The 15,584-nt window shown below is 36.3% G+C and carries 19 protein-coding genes; 14 read left to right on the top strand and 5 right to left on the bottom strand.

Annotated features, from left to right (window positions below; translation table 11 throughout):
• Positions 1-78: 78 nt before the first annotated feature.
• The 13 genes from AADJ06_RS07495 (at position 79) to AADJ06_RS07435 (ending at position 11,517) form a co-directional block, all read left to right on the top strand.
• Positions 79-1,491 carry an RDD family protein gene (locus tag AADJ06_RS07495; protein WP_341225806.1) on the top strand — a complete coding sequence of 471 codons (1,413 nt, stop codon included), beginning with the start codon at positions 79-81 and terminating at the stop codon, positions 1,489-1,491.
• Between the two features lie 524 nt (positions 1,492-2,015).
• Positions 2,016-2,357 carry a type II toxin-antitoxin system RelE/ParE family toxin gene (locus tag AADJ06_RS07490; RefSeq protein ID WP_341225805.1) on the top strand — a complete coding sequence of 114 codons (342 nt, stop codon included), beginning with the start codon at positions 2,016-2,018 and terminating at the stop codon, positions 2,355-2,357.
• Positions 2,354-2,641, top strand: a complete 288-nt coding sequence (locus tag AADJ06_RS07485; RefSeq protein ID WP_341225804.1) for a helix-turn-helix transcriptional regulator — start codon at positions 2,354-2,356, stop codon at positions 2,639-2,641. The genes AADJ06_RS07490 and AADJ06_RS07485 overlap by 4 nt, the downstream gene beginning before the upstream one ends.
• A gap of 258 nt (positions 2,642-2,899) precedes the next feature.
• A complete protein-coding gene (locus tag AADJ06_RS07480) occupies positions 2,900-3,343 on the top strand; it encodes a GNAT family N-acetyltransferase (RefSeq protein WP_341225803.1) in 444 nt (147 codons plus the stop codon).
• 214 nt (positions 3,344-3,557) lie between these two features.
• On the top strand, positions 3,558-3,953 hold the full coding sequence (locus AADJ06_RS07475) for a hypothetical protein (protein ID WP_341225802.1): 396 nt from the start codon (positions 3,558-3,560) through the stop codon (positions 3,951-3,953).
• A gap of 13 nt (positions 3,954-3,966) precedes the next feature.
• Positions 3,967-4,554 (top strand): DUF1444 family protein, encoded by a 588-nt coding sequence (locus AADJ06_RS07470; protein WP_341225801.1) that lies wholly within the window; start codon positions 3,967-3,969, stop codon positions 4,552-4,554.
• Positions 4,555-4,720: 166 nt separating this feature from the next.
• Complete coding sequence (locus tag AADJ06_RS07465) at positions 4,721-5,650, top strand: hypothetical protein (RefSeq protein WP_341225800.1); 930 nt, start codon at positions 4,721-4,723, stop codon at positions 5,648-5,650.
• A 474-nt stretch (positions 5,651-6,124) separates the two neighbouring features.
• A complete protein-coding gene (locus tag AADJ06_RS07460) occupies positions 6,125-6,976 on the top strand; it encodes a DUF547 domain-containing protein (RefSeq protein ID WP_341225799.1) in 852 nt (283 codons plus the stop codon).
• A 175-nt stretch (positions 6,977-7,151) separates the two neighbouring features.
• Entirely contained in the window at positions 7,152-7,943 is a 792-nt protein-coding gene (locus AADJ06_RS07455; protein ID WP_341225798.1) for an ABC transporter permease, read from the top strand.
• A complete protein-coding gene (locus tag AADJ06_RS07450) occupies positions 7,940-8,704 on the top strand; it encodes an ATP-binding cassette domain-containing protein (protein ID WP_341225797.1) in 765 nt (254 codons plus the stop codon). The genes AADJ06_RS07455 and AADJ06_RS07450 overlap by 4 nt, the downstream gene beginning before the upstream one ends.
• Positions 8,705-8,714: 10 nt before the next feature.
• The gene (locus AADJ06_RS07445) at positions 8,715-9,746 is read left to right on the top strand and encodes an MlaD family protein (RefSeq protein ID WP_341225796.1); all 1,032 of its coding nucleotides are present in this window, start codon (positions 8,715-8,717) and stop codon (positions 9,744-9,746) included.
• Positions 9,747-9,777: 31 nt separating this feature from the next.
• Positions 9,778-10,566 (top strand): glucose 1-dehydrogenase, encoded by a 789-nt coding sequence (locus AADJ06_RS07440; RefSeq protein WP_341225795.1) that lies wholly within the window; start codon positions 9,778-9,780, stop codon positions 10,564-10,566.
• A gap of 366 nt (positions 10,567-10,932) precedes the next feature.
• Positions 10,933-11,517 (top strand): hypothetical protein, encoded by a 585-nt coding sequence (locus tag AADJ06_RS07435; protein WP_341225794.1) that lies wholly within the window; start codon positions 10,933-10,935, stop codon positions 11,515-11,517.
• Between the two features lie 59 nt (positions 11,518-11,576).
• Here AADJ06_RS07435 and AADJ06_RS07430 read toward each other — a convergent pair whose 3' ends face one another.
• Entirely contained in the window at positions 11,577-12,704 is a 1,128-nt protein-coding gene (locus tag AADJ06_RS07430; RefSeq protein ID WP_341225793.1) for an endo-1,4-beta-xylanase, read from the bottom strand.
• A 93-nt stretch (positions 12,705-12,797) separates the two neighbouring features.
• Here AADJ06_RS07430 and AADJ06_RS07425 point away from each other — a divergent pair, with 93 nt between their 5' ends.
• Complete coding sequence (locus AADJ06_RS07425; protein ID WP_341225792.1) at positions 12,798-13,172, top strand: DUF3703 domain-containing protein; 375 nt, start codon at positions 12,798-12,800, stop codon at positions 13,170-13,172.
• 58 nt (positions 13,173-13,230) lie between these two features.
• Here the strand turns inward: AADJ06_RS07425 and AADJ06_RS07420 are convergent, their stop codons facing one another.
• The 4 genes from AADJ06_RS07420 to AADJ06_RS07405 form a co-directional block, all read right to left on the bottom strand.
• Entirely contained in the window at positions 13,231-13,584 is a 354-nt protein-coding gene (locus AADJ06_RS07420) for a YMGG-like glycine zipper-containing protein (RefSeq protein ID WP_341225791.1), read from the bottom strand.
• 107 nt (positions 13,585-13,691) lie between these two features.
• Positions 13,692-14,696, bottom strand: coding sequence for an alpha/beta hydrolase (locus tag AADJ06_RS07415; RefSeq protein WP_341225790.1), 1,005 nt, complete (start codon positions 14,694-14,696; stop codon positions 13,692-13,694).
• A 180-nt stretch (positions 14,697-14,876) separates the two neighbouring features.
• Positions 14,877-15,053, bottom strand: coding sequence for a DUF1328 family protein (locus AADJ06_RS07410; RefSeq protein WP_341225789.1), 177 nt, complete (start codon positions 15,051-15,053; stop codon positions 14,877-14,879).
• Positions 15,054-15,100: 47 nt separating this feature from the next.
• Positions 15,101-15,574, bottom strand: coding sequence for a DNA starvation/stationary phase protection protein (locus tag AADJ06_RS07405; protein ID WP_341225788.1), 474 nt, complete (start codon positions 15,572-15,574; stop codon positions 15,101-15,103).
• Positions 15,575-15,584: the final 10 nt, after the last annotated feature.

Here is a 15,584-nt window from a genome sequence, read left to right as displayed (position 1 = left end):
GAAAGATATAGGGAAAGATGGGAAAATAAAATAGCTAATAGTCAGGCAGTTAATAAACGTTAGTCAGAATTAAAAAAAATGGGAGCATCAGGGGCTGGAATAATAATTAGAACTAAAAATGTCGAAGATATTGATGTTAAGAAATTATTAGAATCGATTATTGGCAAAGAAACAGAAAAAGGGGGTTATTGTGATTTAAGAACAGAAGGATGTTTTTATTTAGGTAAAACTAAAAATTCTATATCTATTTTAAATTCTGATTTAGCAGAACGTTTTTTTACGGCCAAAGACACTAGTGAAATACAAGACATCTTAACTAAACTACCTGAAAATGATTTGATTTACGCTTTCGAAGAATATGACAGTGGAGGAACATATAGTTATGCGACAATTAGAAAAAACAAATTTGACAGAAGATTTAGAAGTCTTACATATGAAACAACTCTTGATGAAGGAGAATTGGAAGAAAGAGAAGTTGCTTGGAATAACAGTAAAAAGGAAAAAGACGACTTAGGAGATGGAGAGTGGGAATGGCTATATACTCACCCTGACAAAGATGACTTTAAATGTCCTGAGTCAAGTTTGCCTAAAATAAAACTGCAAGATATAATGATAAATTTGTTTAATCTCACAACTGAAACTATGGGAGATTTACATATTGAAGATGGACATTTCCAAGTAATAAAACAGGTTAAAGCTCAACATTTAATAAAAACCAACCACCAACTAATGAACGGAAATTTAGAGAAAGAACCTGTTTTATCAAGTAGAAAAAGAAGAGTAGCAGCATTCTTAATTGACTATTTTGCTTTTCTTTTGGTAGTAGCACTAGTCTTGACACTTGGGACAGACTTTATGGGCGAAAATGGTTTCGATGGTCTGAGAGAGAGGCAGGTGCCAGCAATTATTATTGCTTTACTTTTATACTTCGCAAAAGATTCTATAAAAGGGATTAGTCCTGGTAAATGGGCTATGGGAATTATGGTGCGTGATGAAAACAATCCGCATGAAGTTCCTTCTTTTGGTAGCTTATTCATTCGGAATTTGTTTTTAATAATTCTGCCCATAGAATTTATAGTTCTTGCTTCAAGCCAAGAGAAAAAAAGACTTGGAGATAAAACCACAAAAGCAATTGTAGTAAAGAATCCTAACAGGCCGGCAAGGCTTCCAAGAGTATTAGCATTAGTAGTAGTTGGTTTTAGCTTTTATGCATTTATATTCTTCTTAGTTGCTTCGGAAATGAAAGAATCCGATGCCTATAAAGCAGCAATTATAGAAATTGAGAAAAACAATGAAATCTTATCTGAAACTGGTGGAATAACAGGTTACGGAATGATACCGACAGGACATGTTAATTTTTTGAACGGAAATGGAGAGGCTCAATTGGAAATAAAAGTTCTCGGAAATGATAAGGATTTTAAGGTAGATGTTCTTTTAACTAAAGAACTAAACGGAGAGTGGAAATTAATAGAATTAAACGAAAAAAGATAAGACTAATAATTTAGGTTTAAGGCTTCGCTTTTTTGAGCATTTCAAGTGTTAAGGAGATTTTTGGCCTTAGCAAAAAATGGATTATTCACCTCAGTAACGATTTACTAATTCAGTTAGATTCTAGCTTTATCGATAATTCAAGAGACAAACTATTTTGTTTACCGTTTTCGAGTATCAAAATATTTTGAGTACGGTTTTGTCGATAATTCAAGAGACAAAGTGTTTTGTTTACCGTTTTCAAGTATCAAAATGTTTTGAGTACGGTTTTATCGATAATTCGAGAGACAAAGCGTTTTGTTTCCTGCTCCGCAAGGTCTTCCTGACCTCGTGGAATACAGTTTTCGGTCTTCATTTGATGTTAATATAACTGAGTAACATACTGATTATCCGGGGATCATACATAATTATGATGATGTCTTGGCTTCTGAAATCTATTCCATTAAATAGCTGAAAAATCCGTTGTGAAAAGTTTACATGAAACGAAACTTTGTTATATTTGTTCTTCACATGACTATTACTTAAAGATGATTAAGCGATTTGAAACTGAATTATTGGAAGACGCTTTTGAATTCATTGAGAAACAAAACTTAAAAGTTAGGAAGAAAATACTTCAGAACATTAGAAGGGCAGAGCAACAATCTGACCCAAAGTTTTTCAAGAAATTAACGGATGAAATTTGGGAGTTTAGAACGCTATATTCAGGTATTCAATATCGGCTTTTAGCTTTTTGGGATAAGGACGGTGAGACTGAAACACTAGTTTTAGCAAGTCATGGATTTATTAAGAAAACCAGTAAGGTAGACAAAAGGGAAATTGATAAAGCTGATAATATTAGAAAAAGGTATTTTAAAAATAAAGAAAGATGAAAACTTACACTTTAGAGCAGGCGGAAGACCTTTTAATAGGCAAGAAGGGTACAGAAGAAAGAGAAGAATATGAGTTCGAGTTAAAGCTTGAACTGATAGGAGATATGATTAAAACTGCGAGAAAAAAACGACAACTTACCCAGGAACAATTAGGAGAATTAGTAGGTGTGAAAAAAGCACAAATTTCACGTCTGGAAAACAGTACAGGAAACGTAACTTTTGAAACAGTTATGAGGATATTTAATGCTTTAGGAGCAAAACTTAGTTTGAACCTCCAAATGTGATGTTAAAGTCGCTCCACAAGGTCTTTTTGACCTCGAGGGAAACAGTTTTCGGTCTACAGACCAATGTCAGCATTACTGAATAAATATATTGGGTTTCTGAAGTTCCAACTATTATTAACCCATCTAGGTTTTACTTAGGTGGGCTTTTTGCGTTTTTACAGGGCGGATTACCGAATAATCAATTTATTATTTTAAGCCGTTTTTTATCCGTTAAAAACGGCTAATTTGCGTGTACTATGGTTGGCAGTAATTAGAAAAATGACGAACAAAATAGATAATATAGATAAAAAAGAATACGAAAATGTAGTTGAACTTTGGGAATCTTCAGTTCGAGCAACGCATCACTTTCTAAAAGAAGAAGATATTGAATATTTTAAACCGCTAATTTTAAATACTTATTTAGATGCAGTTGAATTAAGGTGTATAAGAAATAATAAAAAAAGAATAGTTGGCTTTCTTGGAGTAGCTGACCAAAACTTAGAAATGTTATTTATTCACCCTGAATATAGAGGGAAAGGAATTGGAAAAACGCTTTTAGATTATTCGATTGACCAATTAAATGTAACAAAAGTTGATGTAAATGAACAGAACAAACAAGCAGTCGGATTTTATAAACATTGCGGATTTGAAACCATAAACCGTTCTGAATTGGATTCTTCAGGAAAACCTTATCCAACTTTACATATGGAATTAAAAAAATAACTATTGCCTGCAATTAGGCTCAAATGCAACCATTAAGCCCTCAGCATTCCAGCTACCATTTGCCCATCTAGGTTTTACTTAGGTGGGCTTTTTGTGTTTTTACAGGGCGGATTACCGAATAATCAATTTATTATTTCAAGCCGTTTTTATCCGTTAAAAACGGCTAATTTGCGTGTGTACTAATGTGAGCGGTAAAAGAATAAAAAACGAAACGATGTCTGATTGTATATTAAAATTTTGGCCAAAAGAAGAGGTAAAAGAGATTAAGACTGAACAAATAAAAACAGGACTTAGGGGCTCCAAAATTATTGGTGAACCTAAAGAACTTTGGGGAGAACAAGGTTATGAAGCTGGAACAGCAATGAACGATTACTTCGAACCTGTATTGAACCCTGAATGGGCAAAGCTATACTTCCCAACAATTGCACTTATGATTGAAGAAAAAGGATACGGTGTTGAAAGCGGAGAAGAGGACTTCGAATACGTTGACAGATTAAACGTTGTATCTATTAAAGGTGGCGAAGGAGCTTTTGATTCATGGAGTAAAATGTGTGCTGAACTAGAAAAAATCACTGGGGACGAATACCAAGGTGGATGGGAACTACTATAAACACTTATTAGATATGTTTAAAAACCTTTTTAGCAAAAAACGTGAGGACGAATTAACTCCTCAAATTGACCTTACGAAGATTCTTCCAATAATTAAAGGAACTCAGCCTGAATTGGATTCAAACGTGGACGTGGAAGCTCCAATAAACAGACCATTAATAGACAACCTTCATGTTTTCTATGCTCTAAATGGAGAAAACGAATTGAAGTATATCAACGAATCAATGTTAAAAGCCATTGGAAAATCGGAAGCTGAACTTGATTCATTAGTAATAAATAACCTACAAGAATATGTAAAGTCTAAAGGGGTTAATATAGATGGCGATGAGAACTTACAAATGATCAAGCTTGATCAGGTAATTGAATCCTCACTTCTACTTTATGATGGACTTTGGACAAAGTTCTGTATTGATTATCAAGATGATATTGTAATTGCCGTTCCTTCAAGAGAAATTCTAATAATAACTCTTGCTTCAAACGAGGTTGGAATTAATCAACTTAAAGCAGGTGCCATTGATCTTTTCAATAGTGGTCAATACAAATTGACTTCAAACCTTCTTCTTAAGCGTCTAGACGGAACATTTAAGAAACTTGACGAGTAAAACACCGCTAACAAAGGTTATGACACCATGTCGTGTCAGTGGGTTACGATAGGTTTCTGGTTACTTACAAGCCCTGTGAATTCTTTGAATTCGCTACTTAGATAAACGAAACGAAATACGAACTTAAACACGCCACGGTGCATAGCCAGAGCGTGGGCAGTAATTTATGAAGAACATCCAATTAAATATAAAAGGTTTAAATCTAATCGTTGAAGGAGCTTCAAAAAATGAATTATTGGAAATCGCTGAAGACATTTTCCCAAAATATAATTATACGCAACTTTGCAAGTTCGAAAATTATTCTTCTAGACTTTCATGGAACTTCAATCTAACAAGGTTATTTAAAGAACAAAATCCTCCAATCGAGAAAGAAAAAAGATTTTCATTAATTATGGAAATTAAAGATGAAATTATGCGTATGCATCAGACATTATCTTTTCTTGAAAATCTGATTGAACAAAATGAAATTAATTTTTCACTAAAAGTCGTTGAAAGTCTTTCAAATATAGAATGTGGCAGAACAAAAGACACGAGGGCATTAGGCTGGAGAAAAGTTCTAAAATACTATGCAAAAACAGCTGATTTAGAAAGTTTTAAAAAAGTACTGAAACTGTGTGAATCTGGAAAGGAAAGAAATGAAATTACTTCTTTAAAATCTTTAATGGTAACTTCCTATTCAAAATTAAATGGTATTGAAAAAGGACTCGAGTTGGCACGTTTAAAACTCTTCGGGAATAAATATTTATACTCCGCCGTATCATCTGGAATACAAACTTCTTCTTATGATAAAATGAAAAAAGTATTGAAAAATATTACCGATTTAGGACAAGAAGATAAGACTGCACTATTAGCTCGCACATTTCAGCAGAATGCAAAAAATGGAAACTTCTCTTTGATAAATTTCGATGAAATTTATCAGCAAGTTGAAACAATGGACCCAAAAATAAAATTTGGAGACTTCAGATTAAGAGACACACTACTGATGGATATCGGAATGAATCTAAAAGAACTGGATTTAGTAATTAAGTGCAGGATATCAATAAAAAATAATAATCTAAAAAAGGAGCTACGATATACCGAAGAACAACTCAAATAAAAAACTACTGCCAACAATTAGGCTCGAATGCATTGATTAAGGCTTCGGTTCATTTGAGTCCCGATATCTATCGAGAGGGATTGAATAAAACTTCTTGTGATATATAGTTATGAAGGGCTTAATGTAGTGTTAGTTTCGATTCAGCCCGCTCCACGAGGTCCTTTTGACCTCGTGGGATACTGTTTTCGGTCTTCAGACCGGAGTTACTATTGCTAAACAGGCATATTGATTATGTGGTAATCATATATAACCAAAATGAAGCCCTAGCCTCTAAAACCTAATTCTACTAAAAAATCCTCAGAGTATACAAAGCCTCCTTTCTAAGTATTTCCCTCAGAATTAGCCATGTATATACGTTCTTGATATGGACTGAAAGCCTGTTTTGGGTAATAGGGGCATGTTTTCCACAGGAACAAGAATTTAAGTTCTAGTGCTGAATGCTAAAAATGGCGTTCGGAACATAAAGAACTAAAAATGAAAAAGTTATTATTAATAATGAGTCTTGCTGCTTTTGGTGCGGCTTGTGACAATGCAGAATCTTCAGACACAGAAACTACACAAGAAGCTACTGCCACAGCAGAGCCAGAAGCTGCTACTGAGGAATCTAAAAATGTAGACAGAAAAGAAAAAGACAAGGGCGAGCAAGCAAATTCTTCCACATGGGATAAGCTGCTCAAAGACCACGTAAGCGATGACGGTGAAGTAGATTACGGAGGAATGCTAGATGATAAAGCCGATTTAGAAGCTTATTTAGCAGAAATCTCGAAAAACGCCCCTGCCAAAAACTGGTCAGATGAAGAGAAAATGGCTTACTGGATAAACGCCTATAATGCCTTCACAGTAAAACTAATCTTAGATAATAAGGGAGTGTCAAGCATTAAAGACATTGGCCCTAAAACGCAAATACCCTTTGTGAATACACCATGGGATATTAAATTCATTGAGATTGACGGTGATAAATATGATTTGAATAACATAGAGCACGGTATTCTTAGAAAAGACTTTAAGAAAGACCCACGTTATCATTTTGCACTGGTATGTGCCGCAGAGTCTTGTCCAAAACTTAGAAATGAGGCTTACACCGCCAAAAAACTGGATAAACAGCTAGATGAAGAAGGTGAAGCCTTTCTGAACAATAAGGCTAAGAATAAGATTAGTGAAGATGGCGTAACCATTAGTCCGCTGTTTAAATGGTATAAGAAAGATTTTGAAAGAAAGATGCCAATAGCAGAATGGGTTAATAAATATTCTGACGAGAAAATAGACAAAAAACAAGACGACTTTAATTATATGGACTATAGCTGGAAACTAAACGGTACATTTTAAGAATTTTTTCGCGTTTTAGTTTAGCTCGAGCCGTCTACGGATATTCTGTAGGCGGCTTTTTTGTATACTTGTCCGTATCTTTGTGTGTAGATTATTATCTACACTTTATGACACGGTACGAACTTTTAATAAACCTTGTACGTGTATATATATTCTTAAGACGCAAAAAACAATAATGAGTAAATCTAAACCTAAAAAGGAAATCTTTTTATCCAGGAAATTAGACAAATGGCTCTCCGAGTTTAAAAGTGGATTTGATTTCATTTTTAGATTTTTTAAGGAGCTTGGTACGGGCAGTTTAGTTTGGTCGGAGTTTATGAACCAATGTTACCAAGTTGGTTTGAAGTCATTACCACTTATTAGTTTGACGGGTTTTGTGACTGGCTTGGTTTTTACCCAGCAGTCTAGGCCCTCATTACAGGAGTTTGGTGCCACATCTTGGTTACCTAGTTTGGTGGCTATTGCTATTGTAAGAGCGTTGGCTCCATTGGTTACCTCCATTATTGCTGCAGGTAAGGTAGGTTCTAATATTGGAGCGGAGCTTGGAAGTATGAAAGTAACGGAGCAAATAGACGCCATGGAGGTTTCGGCCGTAAATCCGTTTAGTTTTTTAGTGGTTACTAGGGTTTTAGCTACCACAGTTACTATACCCATATTGTCTTTTTACACAGCCGCTGTGGCTCTTTTGGGTTCGTTTATTAACGTAACCTTAAATGAACATACCAATTTCACGGCATACCTTCTGGCAGCATTTGATAGTATTGTTTTTCTAGATATTATCTCGGCTTTAATTAAAGCCATTCTTTTTGGTTTTACCATAGGTATGGTGAGCTGTTACAGTGGTTTTAATGCTGAAAAAGGTACACTAGGAGTAGGGAAAGCGGCCAATACTGCTGTGGTAAGGTCTATTTTCTTGATTTTTATTATTGAAATATTTGTGGTTCAGGTAACAAACTCGCTAAGATGAGAAACGAAGTAATATCAATAAAAGGACTTTATAAAGCCTTTGGCGATTTAAAGGTCTTGGAAAACGCAAACCTGAGTCTTCACAATGGTGAAAACTTGGTGGTATTGGGTAAGTCTGGTTCAGGGAAATCTGTTTTGATAAAGATTATTGCAGGTTTGATAAAACCAGATGCTGGAGATGTGAATGTGCTGGGTTATGATATGACCAATATTACAAAAGAAGAACTTTTAGAACTTCGTTTGAAAATCGGTTTCTGTTTTCAGCACTCAGCTTTGTACGACAGTATGAGCATCAAAGAAAATATAGAGTTTCCGCTCAAATATGCTCTAAGAACTATTTCTCAATCAGAAATTAATAAAAGGGTAGACAGAGTACTGGAAGCGGTAGGTTTAGAACAAACTAAAAATCAGATGCCGTCAGAGCTTTCTGGAGGTCAAAAAAAGCGAATAGGTATAGCCAGAACCATTGTTATGAATCCTGAGGTGATTCTTTATGATGAGCCTACGGCAGGGCTAGACCCCATTACCTGTGTAGAAATTAACGACCTCATGAATCAGGTCAAAGAACAATATAAATCGAGTTCTATCATCATTACCCATGACCTAACCTGTGCTAAACAAACCGCAGATACGGTAACTGTTTTATTGGATGGGAAATTTGACCGAACAGGAGATTTTGAGGCTATTTTTAATAATAAATCAGAGGAAGAAATTAAACAATTTTACGATTACAATTTCATTGCAAACGAAGTAATCCTTTAATAATAGAAGAATGGAGACGACTAAGAGAAATGCGAAAGTGGGCCTTTTTATGCTGATAGGGCTAATTATTTTTGCTTGTGTGGTAATGCTCATAAGCAATATGAGAAAGGTATTTGTTCAGAAAATAGATGCTGTAGCGGTCTTTGAAGACGTGGCAGGGCTAAACAAAGGAAACAATGTTTTGTTTGCTGGTGTGAAAGTAGGAACAGTGGCCGGACTAGAATTTATCCCAGGAAAAGGGGTGGAAGTTGATTTTGAAATTGAAGAAAAATCTAGGAAGTTTATTTATAAAGATGCTGACGTTAAAATTAGTACAGATGGTTTGATTGGGAATCCTATTTTGGTGATTGCCGGCGGCGATATAAAATCAGGTGTAATAGAAAGCGGCCACAGGTTCAAAGTGAGTAAAGAAGACTCACAGCAAGACATGATAAAAACGCTTCAAGAAAACAACAAGAATATTCTCGCCATTACAGAAGATTTGAAAGGTATTATGGGAAGCATTTCTAAAGGCGAAGGCTCCATAGGAAAGCTTTTAAAAGATGATGAATTATACGATAATGTAAATCAAACGGTGGCCAAACTGGAAGGGATGGCTACATCTGCCCAAGGAATGGTTAGTAACCTTAATAAGTTTTCTGCTGACCTTAGTAATCCAGAGGCTTTACCTTATCAGTTAACGCATAATACTACCATTATGCCGGCACTAGAAACTACCACGGCTAACTTAATGGATGGAACTAAAGCATTGAAGTCTACCATGGCGGAGGCTAATGTCATGATGACGGATGTAAGAAAAGATGTAGGTCAAATCACAGATAATATTACAAACAATAAGACAAGCACGCTAGGGGTTTTGCTTAATGACAAAGCCACGGGAGATAACGTTAAAGAGACTTTAGATAACCTATCTTCAGGGACAGAAAAGCTAGACGAAAATCTAGAAGCTTTAAAGCATAATATATTTTTTAGAAGATATTTTAGAAAGAAAGAAAAGGCAGAGGAGAAAGCCAAAGAGGCTCAGTTAGAAGAAGGGAAGTAATATCTTAATTTCAATTTAAACTTAAAGTAAGATGACACTAAAAGGTAAAACGGCGATAGTTACGGGCAGTAGCAGCGGAATAGGAAAGGCCATAGCTTTAGAAATGGCAAGAAAAGGAGCCAACGTAATAGTGAACTATCGTTCTTCAGAAGAAGAAGCTTTAGAGGTTTTGAAAGAAATAGAGGTTTTGACTGACGGTTTGGCTATAAAAGCCGATGTGTCGAATGAAGAGGAGATGAAAAGCCTTTTTGAAGAAACTGTAAAGAAATTTGGTAGGGTAGATATTGTGGTGGCTAATGCTGGCTTACAAGTAGATTCTCCTTTTTTGGAAATGGATTTAAAGCAGTGGCAAAAGGTTATAGATGTCAACTTAACCGGTCAATTTATTGCCATGAATTTGGCGGCACGCCAGTTTATGAAGCAAGAGCATAAAATGGGTCAGGCCAGAGGTAATATCATCTGCATGAGTTCTGTGCATGATATGATTCCGTGGGCTGGGCATGTAAACTATGCTGCATCAAAAGGTGGCGTATCTATGCTCATGAAATCCGTGGCTCAGGAACTTGCCCCAAAAGGAATTAGAGTAAATGCTATTTCGCCAGGTGCAATAAAAACAAGTATTAATAAGGAAGCATGGTCAAACCCAGCCAATATGAAAGAGCTAAACAAACTTATACCTTATAAGAGAATAGGCCAGCCAATAGATGTGGCAAAAGCAGCGGTTTGGCTTGCGAGTGTGGAGAGTGATTACGTAGTGGGAGAAACGCTTTATGTAGATGGCGGGATGATGCTGTATCCAGAGTTTTCTGATAATGGATAATTAGAAATGTCTTAAAAAAAGATAAGCGTGCCGGCATAAAGCCAGCACGCTTTTTTTATGGCCAAAAGTTGCGTTAAATAAAGTAGTCTGCGTAAACAGCTTCTTGTTTTTTTGTGTTACTAGTCTTTTTTGTTTTGGTGTTTATTGCCAAAACTGTAATGCCTAAAAAACCAAGTGTCCATAAGTATTTCATGTCTTTGTGTTTTTATGAAAGACTGTATTAAAAAAGTGTTCCCTACTTCTAGTGTCTGTCTTGAGATTAGGTATTTACAATAGAGGAATACGCAAAATTTATAAGAAACAGTTCTTTTAATTTCAGGTCTATGGAACGCTCTTTTTAGCTTAAATAGTAAAAACTATACAATTATGAAAAATACAATAAAAACTCTTGGATGTGCCTTTTTGATAGGTTTGGTGCCTTTTTACACAAGTTTGGCTATGGTTTACGAACCAGACACCTCGTCTAAAGCCCCAGAGAAGGTAGAATTTGTAACGGTTAATAATGCCTACGAGGTAGGGGATATTGACAGAGCAAATACCGATATGCAATTACTAAAAAGGAAGCAAGCAGAATTGAACGAGCTTCTGATGGGAATGGGAAGTGTACATATGGGGAAAAAAGGTCTCATTATTTCCTTTAATGAGGGAGAGGTTTTGGGTCTAAATGCTAAAGATAAGGTACAAAAGAACTCTGCCGAGTATAGAAAATTGGTAAAAGCTTTAGATACTTTTGACTATGGAACAGTGATTATTGCTGGCAAAACTGCAGGTGTTACCTCTAGAAATATGGCTCACGAAAGGGCGGTGGACGTGGCAGAAGTAGTAAGTCAAAAAAGAGATTTGGAAGGCAGGATTTTAGTAGACCCAATGGGCGTAAGTTTCACTTCAGATAGAAACATTCCTAAAACTAAAAACACGGTGGCTTTCTTACTCATTCCACCTAGAATATAAACCCAAAACGTGAAGGTTTAGCCGTAGGCATTTTATATGCCTGCGGCTTTTTTTGGAGTTTATTCTTGTTTTAAAGCCATAACGGCGTCGTATGCTTTTTTAGGAAGATTTTCTCTGTCAAAAAGCAGCGGATAATTAGTTCTTCCATTTACTGGAAAATTATTTTTCCAAGAGTTTCCATCATTTACGCCCCAAAAAGTAACTCTATCTATTTTGTCTTTATGCTTTAAGAAAAGAGCAAAAATGTCTGCATAGCGTTTAGCTTGCTTTTGGGCAATGTCCTCAGGTAAACCGTTCACATAAGGGTTGTACTCATCCTGAAGTTCAGCACTTTGGCTAATGTCGGCACCACTTATGCCATCTGGGTTAGGTAAGACATCAATATCCAGTTCGGTAATGGCAACCTTTAACCCTAAAGCCGCATATTGAAGAATACTTGTTTCTATTTCTTGTATGCTCGGGTACTCTAAACTCCAGTGTCCTTGCATGCCTATTCCGTCTATTTTAGCACCACTTGCCTGAATTTTCTTGACCATTTTAATAACGCCAGCCCTTTTTTGAGCTCCCGTCATGCTGTAATCGTTATAGTATAAATCTGCATTTGGGTCTACGGCGGCTGCCGTTTTAAAAGCAAAGCTTAGGTAATCTTCCCCCATGGCTTTCAGAAAAACAGATTCTCTCAATTCTCCATTCCACTCCACAGCTTCATTTACCACATCCCAGCTGTAAGTCGTGCCTTTATATCTTCCCGCCACAGCTTCAATATGAGCTTTGAGTGTATTCGCCATCTCGGTGGAGTCGGTTATGCTGCTTATAAAAGAAGAAAGCTGGCTATGCCAAACCAAAGTGTGGCCATGAAAAGCCATGTCATGTTTTTCGGCAAGTGCTGCCAGTTTATCAGGCGTGTCAAAATTATAAACGTCTTTAGAAGGGTGTATTTGGCTCGACTTCATCACGTTTTCGGCCGTGACGCTGTTAAACTGTAGGGCTACTAGGTCGGTTTGAACAGCATCTTGCTCAAGAATTTGACCTGTATTAAGTGCTACGCCAATATAGAAGTCGTCTTTGAATGCGTCACGAAGTTTGATGCTATGACCTAAGCCCTGCACTGGCCCGGGTTTATTGTCATCGGTCGAATTACATGCTAATAAGACAGCGGAGAGAACTATTAATAATTTTAATTTCATATTAGGGTCTTGTTACTAAATTGAAGGTACTTTTTGACTGTAATAATTGGGATAGTCAATAGAGTTTATACCTTCGGGTAAAAACAGCAAGTTATGCAATTCAATTTAAGATTACCTCAGGGTTTATATCCGTTTTTTGAAGCAGAGTTGGCTAATTATAGAGCGGCTTTGGAGCTAGATTTAGCCAAAGCGTGGCATCATTTAGAGAGAGCACATATTATTGGCCAGCGTTATCCTTTTGCCCATACTTATGTACACTGGAAGATGTTGCAATTTGGTTTCAAAATTAAGAGTCCAAAAGAAGTCTTGGGTCAATTGCCTAGGCTTCTAGTAGGAGGCGTGAAATCATTTGTGGGGAAAGTGCCTGTGGGTAACCCTGGCGGGTCAAACGTGCCGCCATTAAAATCATTTCCTATTGAAAAAGATTTGCAGAATATCTTTTTAGAAGCAGGGGTGGGTTTAGCTTAAACAAAAAAAAGAAGGAAATTAATCCTTCTTTCTTCAAAGTGTAAATTGCGAACGTAGCTTATTGTTTCTTAGCTTTCTTATTTTCTATAACATCTCCGGTTACTGCACCAGCAGCTCCACCTATAACCCCACCTATCACAGCTCCTTTTCCAGGTTTTTTGGAAACTACTGCACCAGTAGCGGCACCAGCTCCAGCACCTATCAGTGCTCCTTTAAGTGCACCTGACATTTTCTTCTTTTCAGCTGCTGTAGTAGGTTCGTTATATACCTCTTGATTTGCCACCTGCGGTGCAGGACTAGCTTCTTGGATAATAACCGTTGGGCTTTCCGTCTCGGCAGGATTGCTTGTGTTACAAGATAATGCAAAAGTTGATAAAAGTGTAATTGCGACCGTTTTAATTTGCTTTTTCATAATTCGTGTTATTTAATAAACATTGCTTAAAAAAGTGAACCTTACTCTAAATGGATGTGAACTGTAGAATTTGGGGGGCACTTTGGGGCAGTTTTTAATTTCTCGGTTTATTGCTCTTTCAAAAATCTAATGGTTTCTATGACTATACCGGGCATTTCACCTTTCATGTCATGTGTAGCATTCGGTAAAGCCTTGAAGCTTGCTTTTACATTATTTGCAATAAGTTTATTGTAAAGCCTTCTTCCTTGTTCATCCACATCCACTAGCCCGTCTCTTTGACCATAAAATAAGATAGTCTTAGCCGACTGGGCGTTTATATCAAATATAGGGCTGGCTGCTTTGTATGCGTTTGGGTTGCTATCATAAGCTACACCAATAAACTTTTCGGTTAAATTTCTTTCTTTATCGTCTACTATGCCCTTATAAATACTCTCTTGGGTAAGGTCAGTAGGAGCGGCTACAGCTGCCACTGATTTTATATAAGGTTTTGGGAATTTGTAACTATAAGTTAAAGCCAAATGTCCACCTGAGCTATATCCCCATAAAACTACATCTTCACTTAAATTAAGCTGCTGCTTAAGAGTCTGCTGATGCTCAAAAAATAGATTGAAGTCTTCCATAACTCCGTCAAAAGTGACACCGTCAGACAGGGGTAATCTATGGTTAATGTTAAATATGGTAATGTTTAGATTCTCTCTTTTGAAAAGTTCAACCACGTTATCTAAAAATGATTTGTCAAGTAGACTCCATCCACCACCATGTACCATCACCAGCGACACCGACTTTTTAGTAGAATCACTTACGATGGGCGTGTATAGGTCATAGGCTTGCGTAGCACTCGGTCCATAAGACTGATCTTTTTTAACATTATAACCTGACGGAACTGCAGCGGTAAGTTTAGCCGCCAGACTTACGTTTTGTTCACTTCCGTTTTGGTTGTTATTATCATTTTCCTTTTCTACATCTTTAGAGGTACTCTCGTTATTTGGTGTCTCTTTGTTTGAAGATGTCTGTGTTTCAGGATTGATAATATCTGCCGTAGTTTCACAACTCATGGTGCTGAGGGTTAAAAGTAAAACAAGGTATTTTGAATATGGTAGTAATGCTTTCATTGTCGTCTTTTTTTAATTCTTGTTATATAACTTAAAAAGCATGTTCCTGCCTTATAATGAGTGGTTTATGTAGATGAGTGTAGCGGTAATTCTACACTTTTTTGGGTATGTTAGAGCATAAAAAAAGTGACGAATCAGATTCGTCACTTAAATATTTCTGTACTCTTTATTTATCTAATATCAGAGACCTCGTCCTCGGCCTTTGAAACCACCAGTAATCAATGAGATTACAAACAAGATTAAGAAAATAAAGAAAAGAATTTTAGCTATTCCAGCCGCACCGGCTGCTATTCCACCGAAACCAAAAACGGCTGCGATTACTGCTATTATTAAGAATGATATTGTCCAACGTAACATAATTTTAAAATTTTAAGTGTTAAAAAATGGGTTTACCTAATTCCCTTTTATTTTGTAAGGTAAGCTCGTAACATCCAAGCCGCTTCTTCGTAGTTTCTTATAAGACCTACCATGAAGTCTTCTGTACCGTAATCTTTGCTATCACCTGCTAGCTCTACATGGTCTCTTATCCATTTTATTATTACCTCGTAATCTTCCAGTAATGTGCTTAAGATTTTATGAGAATCATGATATGGCTTTTTGGTTTCTTTTAGGTTTGTGAATTCTAAGAATTCCGCTGCCGAACCCATTGGGTTTTTACCTATTTTTCTAATTCTTTCAGCTGTCGCGTCAATATCCTTTTCAAGGCTCACGTACAGTTTTTCTAAGAATTCATGCAGCTCCAGAAAAGAGTTGCCTTCTATGTTCCAGTGATAATTTCTAAGTTTTATGTAAAGAATATGCTGGTCTGCCAGTACAATATTCAATGCATCAGAAATTTCTGTTTTATGTTTTTTGTCTATTCCTATTAAAGCTTCCATTGTGTTATTT

It is taken from the genome of uncultured Arcticibacterium sp. (assembly GCF_964021845.1).
GTDB lineage: Bacteria > Bacteroidota > Bacteroidia > Cytophagales > Spirosomataceae > Arcticibacterium.
Note: the sequence above shows the minus strand (reverse complement) of the source record. Positions and strands in the feature narration are given on the sequence as shown.